A 17,503-nucleotide genomic window follows, 5' to 3' on the forward strand; every position below is an offset into this window, starting at 1 on the left:
GCTCTGCAGCCCTTTCGCGACACAAGGCCGCGCCTACAAACACCCGGCCAGCCATCGAGCACGCTTCACTCCTGCTGGTCACTCCTGCTGGGCAAACGCCTGTTCGGCATCCCAGCCACCGCCCAGGGCGGCAATCAGTTGCACGCTGGCCACCAGGCGCCCTTGCAGCAGGGTCAACGCACTGCGCTCGTTACTCAGCGCGGTAGTTTGCACGTTGACCACGTCGAGGTAGCCGATCAAGCCGGCGCGGTACTGGTTCTCGGTCAGGCGCAACGATTCGCGTGCCGACTCCAGCGCTTCCTGGCGTACCACCGCTTCGTCAGCGTACACCTTCAACTGCACCAGGAAGTTCTCCACTTCCTTGAAGCCGTCGAGCACGGTCTGCCGGTACTGCGCCACCGTCTGGTCATACACCGCCCGGGTGCGGTCGACCTCGGCGCTGCGCTTGCCAGCGTCGAACAAGGTCAGCGCCAGTTGCGGCCCCACCGACCAGTAGCGGTTGGGCAGCTCGATCCAGTTGCTGAAGCTGCTGCTGGAATAACCACCACTCATGCTCAGGCTCAAGTCCGGGAAGTAGGCGGCACGCGCCACGCCGATATTGGCGTTGGCGGCCATCACGTTGCGCTCGGCCGAGGCGATGTCCGGGCGCCGTTCGAGCAGTTGCGACGGCAACGTCACCGGAATCTGCGGCAGCGCCGGGATCTGCTTGCTGTCGGCCAGGGAGAAATCAGCCGGGGCCTTGCCCAGCAACACGGCGATGGCGTTCTCGAACTGTGCGCGCTGCCAGATCAGGTCGATCAGGTCGGCCTGGGTGGACTTCAGCTGGGTACGCGCCTGGGCCACTGCATCCGGGCCAGCAACGCCGGCCCGGTACTGGTTTTCGTTCATCCGCAGCGAACGCTCATAGGTCGCGACGGTCGCTTCGAGCAAGCGCTTCTGCTCGTCGATCACGCGCAGCTGCAGGTAGTTCTGCACAAGCTCCGACTGCTGACTGAGGCGGATCGCAGCCAGGTCGGCAAAGCTGGCCTCGGCACTGGCCTCGTTGGCATTCAGGGTCTCGCGCAGCTTGCCCCACAGGTCGATTTCCCAGCTGACGCCCAGCTGCGTGTTGTAGGTGTTGCGAATACCGCTGCTGTTGTTGGACAGGCTCGAGCTGGAACTGCCGGTGCCTTGTGCCGAGCGGTTCTTGCTGGCGCTCAGGTCCAGGCTGGGGAACAGCGACGCCCGGCTGCTGCGTACCAAGGCCTGGGCCTGGCGGTACTGGGCTTCCGATTGCGCAACGGTCTGGTTGCTGCGGTTCAGCTCCTCGACCAGCGCATTCAACCCGGCATCGCCGTAGATCTCCCACCAGGCGCCACGGGCGATGGCATCGGACGGGTTGGCCTGGGTCCAGCCCTCGGCCTGCTTGTACTGCGCCGGGGTGCTCAGCTCCGGGCGGTGGTAGTCCGGGCTCAGGGTACAGGCACTGAGCATGGCCACGCACAGCGCGGCGCCAGCCAGGCGTGAGCCCCGCCCATGGGTCAGCAGCTGCAAGGCTCGGTGAAGTGGTGTCTGGGCGAAGTTCATAGCGGCGTGTCCAGGGCGGCGTCGGTGCGTACACCGCGCCATTGGTTGAATCGGTGACGCAGGCGGTCCAGGTACAGGTACACCACCGGCGTCGTGTATAGGGTCAGCAGCTGGCTGACGACCAAGCCACCAATGATGGTCAGGCCCAGCGGCTGGCGCATCTCGGCACCTTCGGCGCGGCTGATCAGCAGCGGCAAGGCGCCAAGGATGGCCGCCAGGGTGGTCATCAGGATCGGCCGCAGGCGCAGCAGGCAGGCGCGGCGGATCGACTCTTCCGGGCTCAGGCCCTGGTGGCGCTCCAGTTGCAGGGCCAGGTCGATCATCAGGATGGCGTTCTTTTTCACCACGCCGATCAGCAGGAACAGGCCCAGCAACGAAATCAGGCTGAACTCGCCACCGGTGACGTACAGCGCGAGCAAGGCACCGACACCGGCCGAGGGCAAGGTCGACAGAATGGTCAGCGGGTGGATGTAGCTTTCGTAGAGGATGCCGAGCACCAGGTACACCAGCACCAGGGCACCGAGGATCATGAACGGCTGCCCTTCCTGGGTCTTGGCGAACGCACTGGCCGTGCCGCCGAGCTTGGCGATCACTTCCTCGGGCAAGCCCAGCTTGGCCACTTCCCGCTCTACCGCGGCCATGGCCTGGTCGGGGCTGTAGCCTTCGGCAACGTCGAAGGCGATGTCTTCGGAGGCGAACTGGCCTTCGTGGCTGACGCGGTCATTGGCCAAGCTGTTTTCGTAGTGGGCAATGGTCGACAGCGGCACCCGCGCACCCTCACTGGTGATCACCTGCACCTGTTCCAGTGTGCTCGGGTCCCAGGCGTATTTCGGGTTGATCTCCAGCACCACCTGATACTGGTTGAGGCTGTCGTAGATGGTCGAGATCTGCCGCTGGCTGTAGGCGTTGTTCAGCACGGCGGTGACCATGTCCATGTCGATGCCCAGGCGCTTGGCCTGGTCGCGGTCGACCACCAGCGTCACTTGCTGGGTACCGGAGCCGTCACGGGCGTCGATGGCGGTCAGTTCGGGCAATGCGCGCAGCGCCGCGACCACCTTGGGGAACCACTGGCGCAGGGCCGCCAGGTCACCACTCTGCAGGGTATACAGGTATTGCGAGGACGTCTGGTCACGGCCACCGCCGCCCAGCTGCAGGTCCTGGTCGGCCATCAGGAACAACCGCCCACCCGGCACCTTGGGCATTTCCTTGCGCAGGCGTTCGATGACCTTCTGCGCATCGAGCTTGCGCTCGTTGATCGGTTTCAGGCGCACCAGCACCATGGCGTTGTTGGTGCCACTGTTGCCACCGATGAAGCCAGCCACGCTCTCCACTGCCGGGTCGGCGAGCAAGGCGCGGCGGTAGATTTCCATCTTCGGCTGCATCACGTTGAACGACAGGCCGTCGTCACCGCGGATGAAGCCCATCAGCTGGCCCGTATCCTGTTGCGGCATCAGGGTCTTGGGCACCACCACGTACAGGGCGATGTTCAGGCCGATTGTCGCCAGCAGGCTGACCAGCGTCAGGCGCTTGTGGCGCAGGGCCCAGCCGAGGCTGCGGTCGTAGGCGCCGACCATGCGCTGGTGCGCTTTGTCGCTCCAGCGTTGCAGGCGTGTCTGCTCGGCGCGGTGGGGCGTGAGCCAGCGCGCGCAAAGCATCGGCGTGAGGGTCAGCGACACCACCAGCGAAACGATGATCGCCGCCGCCAGGGTGATCGAGAACTCCTGGAACAGGTTGCGCACGATGCCGCCCATGAACAGGATCGAGACGAACACGGCCACCAGCGAGACGTTCATCGACAGCAAGGTGAAGCCTACTTCCCGGGCACCGAGGAACGCCGCACGCATCGGTGGCTGGCCGTCCTCGATATGCCGCGAGATGTTCTCCAGCACCACGATCGCATCGTCCACCACCAGGCCGGTGGCAAGGATCAGCGCCATGAGCGACAGGTTGTTCAGCGAGAAGCCACAGAGGTACATCACCGCGAAGGTGCCCACCAGCGACACCGGCACCGCCAGGCTCGGGATCAGCGAGGCACGCAGGCTGCCGAGGAACAGGTAGACCACCAGGATCACCAGCACCACGGCGATCAGCAGGGTGTGCTCGGCCTCCTTGAGGGTAGCCTTGATCACCGGCGAGCGGTCCATGGCCACATTCAGTTGCACACTGGCTGGCAGCAGCGACTGCAGGGCCGGCAGCTGTGCCTTGATCTGGTCGACGGTCTCGATGATGTTGGCGCCAGTCTGGCGGTTGACCACCAGCAGCACGGCGCTCTGGTCGTTGAAGAAGCCGCTGTTGTAGCGGTTCTCCACGGCATCGGTGACGGTAGCCACGTCAGACAGGCGCAGGATGGTGCCGTTCGACTGGCGGATCACGATCGGCTCGTAGTCCTTGGCGGTTTCCAGCTGGTCGTTGGCGCGCACCTGCCAGTTGCGCTCGGCGTCTTCGACGAAGCCCATGGGCCGGCGCTGGTTGGCGTTGGACACCGCCGTGCGCACCTCGTCCAGCGACAGGCTGTAATGGTTGAGCAGTTGCGGCTCGACGGCAATGCGCACCGCTGGCAGCGAACTGCCCCCGATCTGCACTTCCCCTACCCCGCTGACCTGGGCCAGGCTCTGCGACAGGATGGTGTCTGCCAGGTCGTACAGCTGGCCCTTCTGCAACACGCTGGACGTCAACGAAAGCACCATGATCGGCGCCTGCGACGGGTTGATCTTCTTGTAGGTGGGCATGCTGCGCATGCCGCTGGGCAGCAGGTTGCGCGTGGCGTTGATCGCCGCCTGCACCTCGCGCGCGGCGCCGTCGATGTCACGGCCCATCTCGAAGCCGATGATCACCCGTGTAGAGCCCTGGTTGGAGCTGCTGGTCAGGGTGGTGACGCCAGCGATGCTGCCGAGCTTGCGCTCCAGCGGCGTGGCCACGGTGGCGGCCATGACCTCGGGGCTGGCACCGGACAGGTTGGCCGACACCACGATCACCGGGAAGTCCATCTGCGGCAACGGCGACACCGGCAGCAGGCCGAAGCTGACGCTGCCGAGCAGCATGATCGCCAGGCTCAGCAGCATGGTCGCCACTGGCCGGCGAATGAAAGGTCCGGACAGGTTCATGCCTCGGCCTGCTGCGCGTCAGCGGCCGGGCGCCAGCGGCGGGCCAGGCGGTCGAAATACAGGTAGATGACCGGAGTGGTGAACAGCGTCAGCACCTGGCTGACCAGCAGGCCGCCGACCATTACCAGGCCCAGCGGCTGACGCAGCTCGGCACCGGAGCCGGTGGCCAGCATCAGCGGCACGGCGCCGAACAGCGCGGCCAGGGTGGTCATCAGGATCGGCCGGAAGCGCAGCAGCGCCGCCTGGTAGATCGCATCATGGGGGGCCATGCCCTGGTTACGCTCGGCCTCGAGGGCGAAGTCGATCATCATGATCGCGTTTTTCTTGACGATGCCGATCAGCAGGATGATGCCGATGATGGCGATCATGCCCAGGTCGTTGCCGCTGAGCAGCAATGCCAGCAAGGCACCGACCGCCGCCGACGGCAAGGTCGAGAGGATGGTCACTGGGTGGATGTAGCTCTCGTAAAGCACGCCCAGCACGATATACATGGTCACCACGGCCGCCAGGATCAGCAGCAAGGTGCTCGACAGCGAAGCCTGGAACGCTTCGGCAGCACCCTGGAAGCGGGTCTGCACGCCGAGCGGCATGCCGATGTCCTGCTGCACCTGCTCGATCACCTTCACCGCTTCGCCCAGCGACGCACCATGGGCAAGGTTGAACGACAGCATCACCGCCGGGAACTGGCCGATGTGCGAAATGGCCAGTTGCGCCTGACGCTGCTCGATGCGCGCCAGCGCCGACAGCCGCACCTGGCCGCCATCGGTGGCCTTGACGTGGATCGACTCCAGCGCCGACGGGCCAATGCTGGACGCGTCCTGCGACTGCAGCACCACCCGGTATTGGCTGGCCTGGGTATAGATGGTGGAAATCTGCCGCTGGCCGAAGGCGTCGTACAGGGCGTTGGTGATCTGCGACACCGTGATGCCAAGGCGGCTGGCCATGTCACGGTCGATCACCAGATACACCTGCAAGCCCTTGTCCTGCAGGTCACTGGCGACGTCCTTCAGCTCCGGGCGTTCCTGCAGGGCGTGCACCAGCTTGCCGCTCCACTGCGCCAGCAAGTCGGCGTCAGGCGAGGACAGGCTGAACTGGTACTGGGTACGGCTGACCCGGTCCTCGATGCTCAGGTCCTGCACTGGCTGCATGAACAGGCGGATGCCGACCAGCTTGTCGAGTTGCGGCTGCAGGCGGCTGATCACTTCACCAGCGGTGACATCACGCTCGCCGTGGGGCTTGAGGTTGATCAGCAGGCGCCCGCTGTTGAGCGTGGCGTTATCGCCGTCGACACCGATGTAGGACGACAGGCTCTGCACCGCCGGGTCCTGCAGGATGACCTTGCTCAGGGCTTGCTGGCGCTCGCTCATTGCGGCGAACGAGGTGGACTGCGGCGCCTCGGAAATACCCTGGATCACCCCAGTGTCCTGCACCGGGAAGAAGCCCTTGGGCACCACCATATACAGAAGCACGGTAAGCGCCAGGGTGGCCACGGCCACCAGCAGGGTCAGCGGCTGGTGCCTGAGCACCCACTGCAAACCACGGCCGTAATGCTCGATCAGCCAGTCGATCCAGGCACCGCTGGCGCGGTAGAAGCGGCCCTGCTCTTCTTCCTTGGGCTCACGCTTGAGCAGGCGCGCGCACATCATCGGGGTCAGGGTCAGCGACACCACCAGGGAAATCAGGATCGCCACTGCCAGGGTAATGGCGAATTCGCGGAACAGGCGGCCGACCACATCGGCCATGAACAGCAGCGGGATCAGTACGGCAATCAGCGAGAAGGTCAGCGAGATCAGGGTGAAGCCGATCTGCTTCGCGCCCTTGAGTGCCGCCTGCAGCGGCGTTTCGCCTTCCTCGATGTGGCGCGAGATGTTCTCGAGCATGACGATGGCGTCGTCGACCACGAAGCCGGTGGCGACGGTCAAGGCCATCAGCGTCAGGTTGTTGACCGAGAAGCCGGCCAGGTACATCACGCCGAAGGTGCCGATCAGCGACAGCGGCACGGCGATCGAGGGAATCAGGGTAGCGCTGAAGCGGCGCAGGAACACGAAGGTGACCATCACCACCAGCACGATGGCGATCAGCAGCTCATGCTTGACGTCCTCGACAGCGGCGCGGATGGTCTGGGTGCGGTCGGTGAGCACCGATACATCCAGGCCGGCTGGCAGGTTGTCGGTGATCGATGGCAGCAGCGCCTTGATGCGGTCAACCACCTCGATGACGTTGGCACCCGGCTGGCGCTGGATGTTCAGCAGCACGGCCTGGTTCTGGTTGGCCCAGGCGGCCAGGCGTTCGTTCTCGGCGCCGTCGACGATTTCGGCGACATCCTTCAGGCGCAGCGGCGCGCCGTTGTTGTAGGCCAGGATGAGGTTGGCGTATTCCGCAGGCGAGCGCAGCTGGTCGTTGGCGTCGAGCATCGATACCCGGGTCGGGCCATCGAAGTTGCCCTTGGGCTGGTTGACGTTGGATGCGCCGATCAAGGTGCGCACGTCGTCGAGGTTGAGGCCGTTGGCGGCCAGTGCGTCTACGTTGACCTTGATCCGCACCGCCTGGCGCTGGCCGCCGGCGATGCTGACCATGCCCACGCCGCTGATCTGCGCAAGCTTCTGCGCCACGCGGGTGTCGACCAGGTCGTTGAGCTTGGGTAACGGCATTGTCTTGCTGGAGATGGCCAGGGTCAGCACCGGGGTGTCGGCCGGGTTGACCTTGTTGTATACCGGCGGTGCCGGCAGGTCCGTGGGCAGCAGGTTGCTGGCGGCGTTGATCGCGGCCTGCACCTGTTGCTCGGCAACGTCCATGTTCATGTCCAGGCTGAAACGCAGGGTCAGCACCGAGGCGCCGCCGGAGCTGGTCGAGGCCATTTGCTCCAGGCCCGGCATCTGGCCGAACTGGCGCTCCAGCGGGGCGGTAACCGCGCTGGTCATCACCTGCGGGCTGGCACCTGGGTACAAGGTCATGACCCGGATGGTCGGGTAGTCGACCTGGGGCAAGGCCGACACCGGCAGCAGCTTGTAGGCGATCAGGCCGGCCAGAACGATGGCCAGCATGGTCAGCGTGGTGGCGACCGGGCGGAGGATGAACAGGCGTGACAGGTTCATGCGCCCGCCTTGGCTGCCGTTGTGCCGGAAGTCGCTTCACCGGTCTGTGCCGAACCCTTGGTGTCCTGGCCCTGCAGGTGCTGGCCGGGGGTGGTCGGTACTTGCGAGCTGTCCTCGACCACCTCGACCTTGGTGCCTTCACGCAGGCGGTCAGTGCCTTCCAGCACCAGGCGGTCACCGGCCTTGAGCCCCTCAAGGATGACACTGTTCTGGCCATCGCTGGCGCCGACCTTGAGCTTGCGGATATTGACCGTGTTCTGCTCGTTGACCACGTAGGCGAAGGTGCCGTCGTTGCCGAACTGCACGGCCGCAGCCGGGGCCATCACCACCTGTTTGAGGGTGTCGGCCAAGAGGCGCACATTGACGAACTGGTTGGGGAACAGGGCCAGGTCCTTGTTCTCGAAGCGGGCCTTGAACTTCAGGGTACCGGTGGTGGTGTCGATCTGGTTGTCGATACTGCCCAGCACGCCGGTCGACTGCAGTTTGCTGTCGGTGCGGTCCCAGGCTTCAACCGGCAGGCTGGCGCCGCTGCGGTAACGCTCTAGCACGGTGGTCAGCTCGGTTTCGGGCAGGGTGAAGGCGACACTGATCGGCTCGGTCTGGGTGATCACCACCAGGGCGGTAGTGTCGTTGGCTGCCACCAGGTTACCCAGGTCGAGCTGGCGCAGGCCCACACGGCCATTGATCGGCGCGCGGATCTGGGTGAAATCGAGGTTCAGGCGGGCATCGTTGACCTGGGCCTGGTTGGTCTTGACCAGCCCTTGGAACTGCGCGACCTGGGCTTCGGCGGTGTCGAGCGTCTGCTTGGCGATGCTGTCCTGGGCGTACAGGCCCTTGTAACGCGCCAGGTCGACCTGGGCGTTCTTCAGTTGCGCCTGGTTCTGCGCCAGGGTGCCTTCGGCCTGCTGCAGGGCTATGCGGTAGGAACGCGGGTCGATTTCGGCGAGCAGATCGCCGGCCTTGACCTGCTGGCCCTCCTTGAAGAGGACCTTTACCAGTTCGCCTGCCACACGGCTGCGCACATTCACCGTGTTGGTCGCGGTGACCGTGCCCAGCGCCTTGTAATAGAGCGGGAAGTCACCTACCCGCACCGGCTCGACGCGCACCGGCACCGGGTCGGTGGAGCCGCCGAAGCCCGGCCGGCCACCCATGCCCATGCCCACGCCCTTGCCGCCGCGCCCTTCACCGGCCGCTTTGTGGGCAGGCGTTGCCGCGGGCCACAGCCACCAGGCCAGCAGGGCCACCAGCAGCAGGATCAGCAGGCCGACGAGCCAGCGACGAGGGGATCGGGAATTGGACACTTGCATGGGTTGAACGAACCTTGTTCGGAAATGGCGGCTTGAGGAGGTTGAACGATAAGCACTGGCATCGTTATAGCAAAGGCTCTTTACCAGAGGTTTACCTTTGCCTGACGTTGCCAAAAGACTGAACTTTAAACGAAAACGGCCCGGAACGCGTTCCGGGCCGTTACTGGGTGTTGCTTGGAGCGATGGCGGGCTGACGAGTTCCTTTACCTGTTCCGGCCCTTTCGCGGGTAAACCCGCTCCCACAGGGATATCACAGCGTTCATGGGCTGCGCCGTACCTGTGGGAGCGGGTTTACCCGCGAAAGGGCCGGAGCAAGCTGAAACAGCCGCGCCTGCCCTCAATCCTTACTTCAATACAGCCAGGGCTGCATCGTAGTTCGGCTCGTCAGCGATTTCGCCAACCAGCTCGCTGTGCAGCACCTTGTCGTTCTCGTCCAGCACCACCACGGCGCGGGCAGCCAGGCCGGCCAACGGGCCGTCGGCGATGGCAACGCCGTAGCTTTCGAGGAACTCGCGGCCACGCAGCGTCGACAGGTTTTTCACGTTTTCCAGGCCTTCGGCACCGCAGAAGCGCGCCTGGGCGAATGGCAGGTCAGCCGAGATGCACAGCACCACGGTGTTGGCCACGTCGTTGGCCTGGGCGTTGAACTTGCGTACGGAAGTGGCGCAGGTCGGGGTGTCGACGCTTGGGAAGATGTTCAGCACCTTGCGCTTGCCGGCGTAGTCCTTCAGCGACTTGTCTGCCAGGCCTTCACCGACCAGGGAGAATGCCGGAGCCTGGGCGCCGGCCTGTGGCAGGTTGCCTTTGACCTGAACCGGGTTGCCTTTGAGGGTCACTTGAGCCATGACGAAATCCTTATGCTGGGTTTGAAAAGGACACTGAGTTAAGCATGAAGGCGGCCGGGTGCCTATGGGTACGTTGAAATTGTTCTATTGGCAGACAATTCTTGTGGACAAAAAAAAGCCCGGATGGCGACAAGCGCCCCGGGCTTTTTCTGATGCGGACAGTGAATCAGCCGATCAGGCTGTACACCACCGAGGTCAGCGCAACCAGGCCGATCACCACTACGAACACATTCGACAGCGTACCGCTGTACTTGCGCATCGACGGCACACGACGGATGGCGTACATCGGCATGAGGAACAGCAGCACGGCGAGAATCGGGCCGCCGAGCGATTCGATCATGCCAAGGATGCTCGGGTTGAGCGTGGCGACAATCCAGCAAACCACCAGCATCAGTGCGGCGACCACCCGGTCCAGGGTCTTGGCACCCGGGCGTGCGCCGGTCTTGGCGATGATGCCCTTGAGGCCTTCACTGGCGCCGATGTAGTGGCCGAGGAACGACTTGGCAATGGCGACGAAGGCAATCAGTGGCGCGGCAAAGGCAATGGTCGGGTTGCTGAAGTGGTTGGCCAGGTACGACAGGATCGACAGGTTCTGCGCCTTGGCCTCGGCCAGCTGGGCACTGCTCAGGGTGAGCACGCAGCTGAACACGAAGAACAGCACCATCACCACCATCAGCAGGTGGGCGCGGCGCAGGATCTGGCCGCTGCGCTCGTCAGCGTGCTCGCCATAGCGGCGCTTCTGGTCGACGGCGAAGGCCGAGATGATCGGCGAGTGGTTGAACGAGAACACCATCACCGGAATGGCCAGCCACAGGGTGTGCAGGAAGGCCGAACCCGACGGCACTTGGGCGGCGCTGTCGAGGATGCCACCGGTCCAGTGCGGGATCAGGTACAGGCCCAGCAGCCCCAGGGCAACGATGAACGGGTACACCAGCAGGCTCATGACCTTGACCGTGGCCTGCTCGCCGCAGCGCACGATTGCCAGCAGGCCGAGGATCAGCACGAACGACAGGATGGCCCGTGGTGGCGGCGCCATGTGCAACTGGTGCTCCATGAAGCTGCTGACGGTGTTGGTCAGTGCCACGCTATAGATAAGCAGGATCGGGAAGATCGCGAAGAAGTACAGCACAGTGATCAGCGCGCCGGCCTTGATGCCGAAATGCTCTTCGACCACTTCGGTGATGTCGCCACCGCTGCGCCCGGACAGCACGAAGCGGGTGAGACCACGGTGGGAGAAGTAGGTCATCGGGAAGGCTAACGCGGCCAGGATCAGCAGCGGCCAGAAGCCGCCGAGGCCAGCGTTGATCGGCAGGAACAAGGTGCCTGCGCCAATGGCTGTGCCGAACAGGCCCAGCATCCAGGTGGTGTCGTTACGCGACCAGCTGCCGAGGGTGGCGGGGGTCGATTCTACAAAGCGTTGTTCAACGCTTGGGGCCTGCTCATTCATTCCGGGTGAAGCTCCACTCGCAAGACTGCAACAGGCTGAGAATGGCGAAATAGACGTCGCCCAACTCAACCGGATATAGAGGGGCGCGATTGTGCACGGAAAGGTTGCACTTGCGAAGCCCTTTTCCGAGGAGCGGTTGCACTTGTCTTTACAAGTGCGTTTTACAGATGGGTTGTTTGTAGGTGCGGCCTTGTGGCGCGAAAGGGCTGCAAAGCGGCCCCGGCAGTTTGTGGCGTTGCACAAATCCGGGGCCTTTCGCGACAAAAGGCCGCTGCCACAAGGGCCGCGCAGGCCCGAGAATTACTTCTGAACGGCGGCGAAGGCTTCGGCAACCCGTTGCAGGTTGGCCGGACGCAGCCCGGACATGCACACCCGGCCGCTGTCGATCAGGTACACGCCGAACTCGTCACGCAGGCGACGCACCTGCTCGACGCTGAAGCCGGTGTAGCTGAACATGCCGCGCTGGCGCAGGAAGAACTGGAAGTCCTGGCCTGGCAGCAATACCGCCAGGGCATCGACCAGCGCCTGGCGCATGTCGAGGATACGCTTGCGCATCACTTCCACTTCAGCCGCCCACTGGGCGTTGAGTTCGGCATCGCCGAGCACGCCAGCCACCAGCTGGGCACCGAAGTTGGGCGGGCTGGAGTAGTTGCGACGCACGGTGGCCTTGAGCTGGCCGAGCACGCTTTGGGTGGTGGCTTCGTCGTCGCAGACCACCGACAAGCCCCCTACCCGCTCGCCGTACAGCGAGAAGATCTTGGAGAACGAGTTGCTGACCAGGCACGGCACGCCGGCACGGGCCATTTCGCGGATGGCGTAGGCGTCTTCCACCAGGCCTTCACCGAAGCCTTGGTAGGCGATGTCGAGGAACGGGATCAGCTGACGCGCCTTGACCACTTCCACCACTTGTTGCCACTGGCCCTGCTCGAGGTCGGCGCCGGTGGGGTTGTGGCAGCACGGGTGCAGCAGCACGATGCTGTTGGCCGGCAGACCCTGCAGGGCCTGCAGCATGCCATCGAAGTCGACGCCACGGCTGGCCTGGTCGAAGTACGGGTAGGTGTGCACCTTGAACCCGGCACCTTCGAAAATGGCGCGGTGGTTGTCCCAGGTCGGGTTGCTGACCCAGACTTCCGACTGCGGGAAGTAGCGCTTGAGGAAGTCGGCACCGACTTTCAGTGCGCCGGAACCGCCAACGGTCTGCACGGTGGCCACACGCTTGCCGGTCACGGCCGGGTGGTCGGCACCGAACAGCAGCGCCTGGATCGCCTGGCGGTAGCTGGCCAGGCCTTCCATCGGCAGGTACAGCGAGGCTTCGTGGTCAACACCGGCGATGCGCTTCTCGACCGCATCGACCGCCGCCAGCTGCGGCACCACACCGGCCTCATCGTAATACAGGCCGATACTCAGGTTGACCTTGTCGGCGCGCGGGTCGGCCTTGTAGGTTTCCATCAACGAGAGGATCGGGTCGCCGGCATAGGCATCGACATGTTTGAACACAGCGTGCAGCTCCTTGGATCAGGACAGTTCGGAAAGACTGCCCTGAGGATACCCGGAGTCGGGCCCAAGGAACATCACATAAGTGCAAGGTTGTCTATGCAACTTTGCACAGGGAAGATTTGCACTGGATTCTTCGCGGGTAAACCCGCTCCCACAGGGACGCCCCCACCTTGAGCCCTGCGCTGCAGCTGTGGAAGCGGGTTTACCCGCGAAAGGGCCGGTTCAACCGAGCAATTCCTTCAGGCCTTGCAACTCTTGTTCGGTCACCGCCACCCCTTCTCGCTCGGCCTGCTCCCGCTCGCGGTAGCGCCGCTCGCCTGGCATCCGCGATAACCCCGCGGCTTGCATATGCTCGACCAGCTCGCAGCTGCGCTGGGCAAACCGCTCACCCTCGGCCTTGCTCGGGTCAATGACGATGATCAATTGCCCGGTCCACGGCGTCTTCGCCCCTGGGTGCCCCGACCAGTCGAACTCCCAGGAGAAATGCCCGCCGGTCAGCGCCGCCGCCAGCAACTCGACCATCATCGACAGCGCCGAGCCCTTGTGCCCGCCGAAGGGCAACAATGCACCGCCCTCGAGAATGGCCTTGGGGTCGGTGGTCGGCAGGCCTTGGGCATCCACGCCCATGCCTTCGGGCAATAGCTGCCCGGCACGCGCGGCGATCTGCACGTCGCCGTGGGCCATGGCGCTGGTGGCCATGTCGAAAACGATCGGATCATGCCCCGCGCACGGCGCGGCGAAGGCGATGGGGTTGGTGCCGAACAACGGTTTGCGCGCACCGTGCGGTACCACGCAGGTCATGCTGTTGACCACGCTCAGCGCGACCAGGCCTTCATCTGCAAACGGCTCGACATCGGGCCACAGCGCAGCGAAGTGGTGCGAGTTGTGAATCGCCAGCACGGCGATGCCGGCGCTGCGGGCCTTTTCCACCAGCAGCCCACGCGCCGCTGCCAGGGCGGGCTGGGCGAAGCCACAGGCGGCATCCACGCGCACGTAGCCTGGCGCCACATCGGTCACCTGTGGCGTGGCACGCCCGTCGACCCAGCCACTGGCCAAGGTCGAAACATAACCGGGAATACGAAACACGCCGTGGCTGTGGGCGCCATCGCGCTGGGCACTGGTGCAATTGTGGGCAAGCACGGTGGCCACCGCTTCGCTGCAGCCGTGGTGCTGAAAGATCGCTTGCAACAGCTCCTGCAATGCAATGAAGGGCACGCGCACGAGCGGGCTGGTGGAAGGTGCGGACATCTGTAGCTCCTTTCTTGGAATTGGAATGGCAACAGCGTGTGCAACGACAAAAACTTTCCGATAAGTGACAGCTATCTGTCAATTGTTGACGCCATGACAGAAAACAGCCATTTTCTATTCCACGCCTCGCCTGGAGCAGCAGCATGAGCCAACCGATCAAGCAACGCCTGGAAAACAGCCTGCCCGGGGCCGCCGCCTCAGGCCGCAAGATCGCCAGCTACATGCTCGCCAACCTGCACGAACTGCCGTTCCAGACCTCGGCCAGCATTGCTGCCAAGCTGGGTGTAAGCGAATCCAGCGTCGGTCGCTTCTGCCGCTCCCTCGGTTATGCCCATCTCAAGGCGCTCAAGCAAGACCTGCAGAGCGACCTCGGCGATGGGCCATGGCTGATGGGTGATCGCCTGCAAGAATATCGCCAGAACGAGGACGTCAGCGACAACGCCGGCAGCCTGGAGCTGGAAATGGCCGCCCTGGTACGTGTCCACGAATACCGCCAGAGCGGCGCCTGGCACGCCGTGGCAAAACGCTTGGCGGAAAAGCCGCGGGTGTGCATCGCCGGCTTCCAGACCGAGCGCGGCATCGCCATGTGCATGAGCCACCTGCTGCAATACCTGCGCGACGGCGTACTGCTGGTCGATGGCAGCGCCGGGCACTTCGGCGACGTGCTGCTCGGGCGCAGCGAGGACGCCACCCTGGTGGTGTTCGAAGCCCGCCGCTATTCACGCCATGCCCTGCAGCTGTGCCAGAAGGCACGTGCCGCCGGCATCCCGGTCACGCTGGTGACCGACACCTTCTGCGACTGGGCTGATGCCCATGCCGACGAAGTGTTCCGCATCCCCACCGAATTCAATCTGTTCTGGGAATCCACCGCGACCATGCTGTCGTGGGTGCACCTGATGGTCAACGAGGTCTGCAAGAAGCTCGGGCCTGATGTTGAAAAACGCTTGGAAGCGACTGCCGCTCTACATAACGAGTTCGTCGGCTACACCTCGTGGCCCGCGGGCAAACAACAATAGCAAGAGTGCAAGAGGTGCGAGATGAACAAGACCATGGCCATGCTGGGTGCGTGCGCTTTGCTGCTGGCAGGCAACGCCAGTGCCGAAACCCTGCGCTTCGCCACCGAAGGTGCCTACCCGCCCTTCAACTATGTCGATGCCGATAACCAGCTGCACGGCTTCGACATCGACATCACCCACGCCCTGTGCGAACAGATGAAGGTCGAATGCACCCTGGTCGCCCAGGACTGGGAAGGCATCATCCCGGCCCTGATGGCGCGCAAGTACGATGCCGTGGTGGCGTCGATGATCGACACCGAGGAACGGCGCAAGAAGATCGCCTTCACCGACCACTACTACCGCACCCCACTGACCGTCGCCGTGGCCAAGGACAGCAAGATCAGCGACGCCCAGACCCGCTTCGACGGCTATACCGTCGGCGCCCAGTCGTCTTCGACCCAAGCCATCTATGCCGAAGACGTGTACGCCAAGGCCGGCGCCGACGTGAAGCTGTACCCGACCATGGACGAGGCTAACGCCGACCTCGCCGCCGGCCGCCTGGACGGCGTGATCGCCGACAAGTTCCCGCTGCACGAGTGGATGAACAAGAACGGCGGTGACTGCTGCAAGATCCTCGGCGATGTTGCCGACACCAAGGCCGACGCCGCCATTGCCGTGCGCAAGGACGACGACGCCCTGCGCCAGCGGCTGAACAGCGCACTGGCCGCGATCGTCGCCAACGGCACCTACCAGAAGATCGCCAGCAAGTACTTTGCCTTCGATATCTACAACTGATCTTCGGAAAACTGCGCTATCGCTGTAGGAGCGGCCTTGTGTCGCGAAAGGGCTGCGTAGCGGCCCCAGGAATTATGCAACAGCACAGATTGCTGGGGCCGCTCTGCGGCCCTTTCGCGACACAAGGCCGCTCCTACACAGAAGCCGCGCAGCCCATCCAAGGGGTTCGTCATGCTCGATCAATTGTCCTTGCTGTCCTTCGCCAGCGGAGGCTGGGGCCAGGCGTTGCTGGCCGGCGCGCTGGTTACCGTTTCCCTGGCCCTGGCCTGCCTGCCCATCGGCCTGCCATTGGGCCTGGCGGTCGCCCTGGCGGCGCGCTCGCGCAAGCGCTTGCCACGCGCCTGGGCTACCACGTTCTCCACCGTGTTCCGCGGCCTGCCCGAGCTGCTGACCTTGCTGATCATCTATTACGGCTGCCAGATCGCCGCGCAGAAGCTGCTGGCGGCGATGGGTTATGAAGGCGAGTTCCTGATCAATACCTTCCTGGCCGCGATGATCGCCTTCAGCCTGGTCTTCGCGGCGTTCTCCAGCGAAATCTGGCTGGCTGCGTTCAAGACCCTGCCCAAAGGGCAACTGGAGGCCTGCTCGGCCCTGGGCCTGAGCAAGCGCACCGGGTTCTTCAAGGTGGTGCTGCCGCAACTGACCCGCATCGCCCTGCCGGGGCTGTCGAACAACTGGCTGTCTCTGCTCAAGGACACCTCGCTGGTGTCGACCATCTCGCTGGTCGACCTGATGCGCCAGACCAACCTGGCGGTCAGTGTGACCAAGGAGCCAATGTTCTTCTATGGCGTCGCCTGCCTGGGTTACCTGCTGTTTTCGGCCGCCTCGGGACGGGTGTTCGCCTATATCGAACGCCGCAGCAACCGCCACCTGCAAGGAGCACGCGCATGAGTGCCGAACAACTGCTGGGCCTGGTGCTGGACCCGGACCTGCTGGACCGCTACGGCCCGCGCTTCGTCGATGGGCTGCTGGTGACTGCCAAGCTGGTCGCGATCTCCTTCAGCCTGGGCGCCGTGCTCGGCCTGCTGCTGGCCCTGGCGCGCCTGTCGCGCCACCAGCTGCTGCAGCGCATGGCGGCTGGCTACATCTACTTCTTCCGCGGCTCGCCACTGCTGGCACAGCTGTTCTTGCTGTATTACGGCCTGGGTTCGCTCAAGAGCTTCTGGCAGGACGTCGGCCTCTGGTGGTTTTTCCGGGAAGCCTGGTTCTGCACCTTGCTGGCGTTCACCCTGAACACCGCCGCCTACCAGGCCGAGATCTTCCGCGGCAGCCTGATGGCCGTCGCGCCGGGCCAGTACGAAGCGGCACGCGCGCTGAACCTCAAACGCTCGACGACCTTCTTCAAGGTGATCTTGCCGCAATCGTTGCTGGTGGCCATCGGCCCGCTGGGCAACGAGCTGATCCTGATGATCAAGGCCAGCGCCATCGCATCCCTGGTGACCATCTATGACCTGATGGGCGTGACCAAACTGGCGTTCTCGCGCAGTTTCGACTTCCAGATCTACCTGTGGGCCGCGGTGCTCTACCTGCTGATCGTCGAACTGGTACGGCGCTTGCTCAAACACCTGGAAGCCCGCCTGGGCCGCCACCTGAACTGACCGAAG

General features: G+C 64.1%; 12 protein-coding genes. 4 read left to right on the forward strand and 8 right to left on the reverse strand.

Annotated elements, in window-relative coordinates:
• Positions 1 to 78 precede the first annotated feature (78 nt).
• From APH27_RS13785 to APH27_RS13820, 8 genes are all read right to left on the reverse strand, one after another.
• The gene (locus APH27_RS13785; RefSeq protein ID WP_060485108.1) at positions 79 to 1,566 is read right to left on the reverse strand and encodes an efflux transporter outer membrane subunit; all 1,488 of its coding nucleotides are present in this window, start codon (positions 1,564 to 1,566) and stop codon (positions 79 to 81) included.
• Positions 1,563 to 4,670, reverse strand: a complete 3,108-nt coding sequence (locus tag APH27_RS13790; RefSeq protein ID WP_060485109.1) for an efflux RND transporter permease subunit — start codon at positions 4,668 to 4,670, stop codon at positions 1,563 to 1,565. Before APH27_RS13790 ends, APH27_RS13785 begins: the two co-directional genes overlap by 4 nt.
• Positions 4,667 to 7,765, reverse strand: a complete 3,099-nt coding sequence (locus APH27_RS13795; protein ID WP_060485110.1) for an MdtB/MuxB family multidrug efflux RND transporter permease subunit — start codon at positions 7,763 to 7,765, stop codon at positions 4,667 to 4,669. Before APH27_RS13795 ends, APH27_RS13790 begins: the two co-directional genes overlap by 4 nt.
• Positions 7,762 to 9,072 carry an MdtA/MuxA family multidrug efflux RND transporter periplasmic adaptor subunit gene (locus APH27_RS13800; protein ID WP_027919037.1) on the reverse strand — a complete coding sequence of 437 codons (1,311 nt, stop codon included), beginning with the start codon at positions 9,070 to 9,072 and terminating at the stop codon, positions 7,762 to 7,764. Before APH27_RS13800 ends, APH27_RS13795 begins: the two co-directional genes overlap by 4 nt.
• 344 nt (positions 9,073 to 9,416) lie before the next feature.
• A complete protein-coding gene (tpx, locus tag APH27_RS13805; RefSeq protein WP_027919038.1) occupies positions 9,417 to 9,917 on the reverse strand; it encodes a thiol peroxidase in 501 nt (166 codons plus the stop codon).
• Between the two features lie 166 nt (positions 9,918 to 10,083).
• Positions 10,084 to 11,364 (reverse strand): serine/threonine transporter, encoded by a 1,281-nt coding sequence (locus tag APH27_RS13810; protein WP_027919039.1) that lies wholly within the window; start codon positions 11,362 to 11,364, stop codon positions 10,084 to 10,086.
• 300 nt (positions 11,365 to 11,664) lie between these two features.
• On the reverse strand, positions 11,665 to 12,861 hold the full coding sequence (locus APH27_RS13815) for an amino acid aminotransferase (protein ID WP_027919040.1): 1,197 nt from the start codon (positions 12,859 to 12,861) through the stop codon (positions 11,665 to 11,667).
• A gap of 222 nt (positions 12,862 to 13,083) precedes the next feature.
• Complete coding sequence (locus APH27_RS13820) at positions 13,084 to 14,109, reverse strand: Ldh family oxidoreductase (protein WP_060485111.1); 1,026 nt, start codon at positions 14,107 to 14,109, stop codon at positions 13,084 to 13,086.
• Between the two features lie 143 nt (positions 14,110 to 14,252).
• On the opposite strand from APH27_RS13820, the gene APH27_RS13825 reads away from it, so the two are divergent.
• From APH27_RS13825 to APH27_RS13840, 4 genes are all read left to right on the forward strand, one after another.
• Entirely contained in the window at positions 14,253 to 15,125 is an 873-nt protein-coding gene (locus APH27_RS13825; RefSeq protein ID WP_060485112.1) for a MurR/RpiR family transcriptional regulator, read from the forward strand.
• A gap of 21 nt (positions 15,126 to 15,146) precedes the next feature.
• Positions 15,147 to 15,899, forward strand: coding sequence for a transporter substrate-binding domain-containing protein (locus tag APH27_RS13830; protein WP_027919043.1), 753 nt, complete (start codon positions 15,147 to 15,149; stop codon positions 15,897 to 15,899).
• Positions 15,900 to 16,070: 171 nt separating this feature from the next.
• A complete protein-coding gene (locus tag APH27_RS13835) occupies positions 16,071 to 16,790 on the forward strand; it encodes an ABC transporter permease (protein WP_060485113.1) in 720 nt (239 codons plus the stop codon).
• Positions 16,787 to 17,497 carry an ABC transporter permease gene (locus APH27_RS13840; RefSeq protein ID WP_060485114.1) on the forward strand — a complete coding sequence of 237 codons (711 nt, stop codon included), beginning with the start codon at positions 16,787 to 16,789 and terminating at the stop codon, positions 17,495 to 17,497. The genes APH27_RS13835 and APH27_RS13840 overlap by 4 nt, the downstream gene beginning before the upstream one ends.
• Positions 17,498 to 17,503: the final 6 nt, after the last annotated feature.

This window comes from Pseudomonas sp. NBRC 111123 (assembly GCF_001320205.1).
Classification (GTDB): domain Bacteria; phylum Pseudomonadota; class Gammaproteobacteria; order Pseudomonadales; family Pseudomonadaceae; genus Aquipseudomonas; species Aquipseudomonas putida_J.

Excerpts from the sequence above, each read along its gene's own strand:
- APH27_RS13820 (WP_060485111.1), bottom strand. The coding sequence starts at position 14,109 with ATGTCCGCACCTTCCACCAGCCCGCTCGTGCGCGTGCCCTTCATTGCA.
- APH27_RS13785 (WP_060485108.1), bottom strand. The coding sequence starts at position 1,566 with ATGAACTTCGCCCAGACACCACTTCACCGAGCCTTGCAGCTGCTGACC.
- APH27_RS13835 (WP_060485113.1), top strand. The coding sequence starts at position 16,071 with ATGCTCGATCAATTGTCCTTGCTGTCCTTCGCCAGCGGAGGCTGGGGC.
- APH27_RS13830 (WP_027919043.1), top strand. The coding sequence starts at position 15,147 with ATGAACAAGACCATGGCCATGCTGGGTGCGTGCGCTTTGCTGCTGGCA.
- APH27_RS13825 (WP_060485112.1), top strand. The coding sequence starts at position 14,253 with ATGAGCCAACCGATCAAGCAACGCCTGGAAAACAGCCTGCCCGGGGCC.
- APH27_RS13810 (WP_027919039.1), bottom strand. The coding sequence starts at position 11,364 with ATGAATGAGCAGGCCCCAAGCGTTGAACAACGCTTTGTAGAATCGACC.
- APH27_RS13790 (WP_060485109.1), bottom strand. The coding sequence starts at position 4,670 with ATGAACCTGTCCGGACCTTTCATTCGCCGGCCAGTGGCGACCATGCTG.
- APH27_RS13800 (WP_027919037.1), bottom strand. The coding sequence starts at position 9,072 with ATGCAAGTGTCCAATTCCCGATCCCCTCGTCGCTGGCTCGTCGGCCTG.
- APH27_RS13840 (WP_060485114.1), top strand. The coding sequence starts at position 16,787 with ATGAGTGCCGAACAACTGCTGGGCCTGGTGCTGGACCCGGACCTGCTG.
- APH27_RS13795 (WP_060485110.1), bottom strand. The coding sequence starts at position 7,765 with ATGAACCTGTCACGCCTGTTCATCCTCCGCCCGGTCGCCACCACGCTG.
- tpx (WP_027919038.1), bottom strand. The coding sequence starts at position 9,917 with ATGGCTCAAGTGACCCTCAAAGGCAACCCGGTTCAGGTCAAAGGCAAC.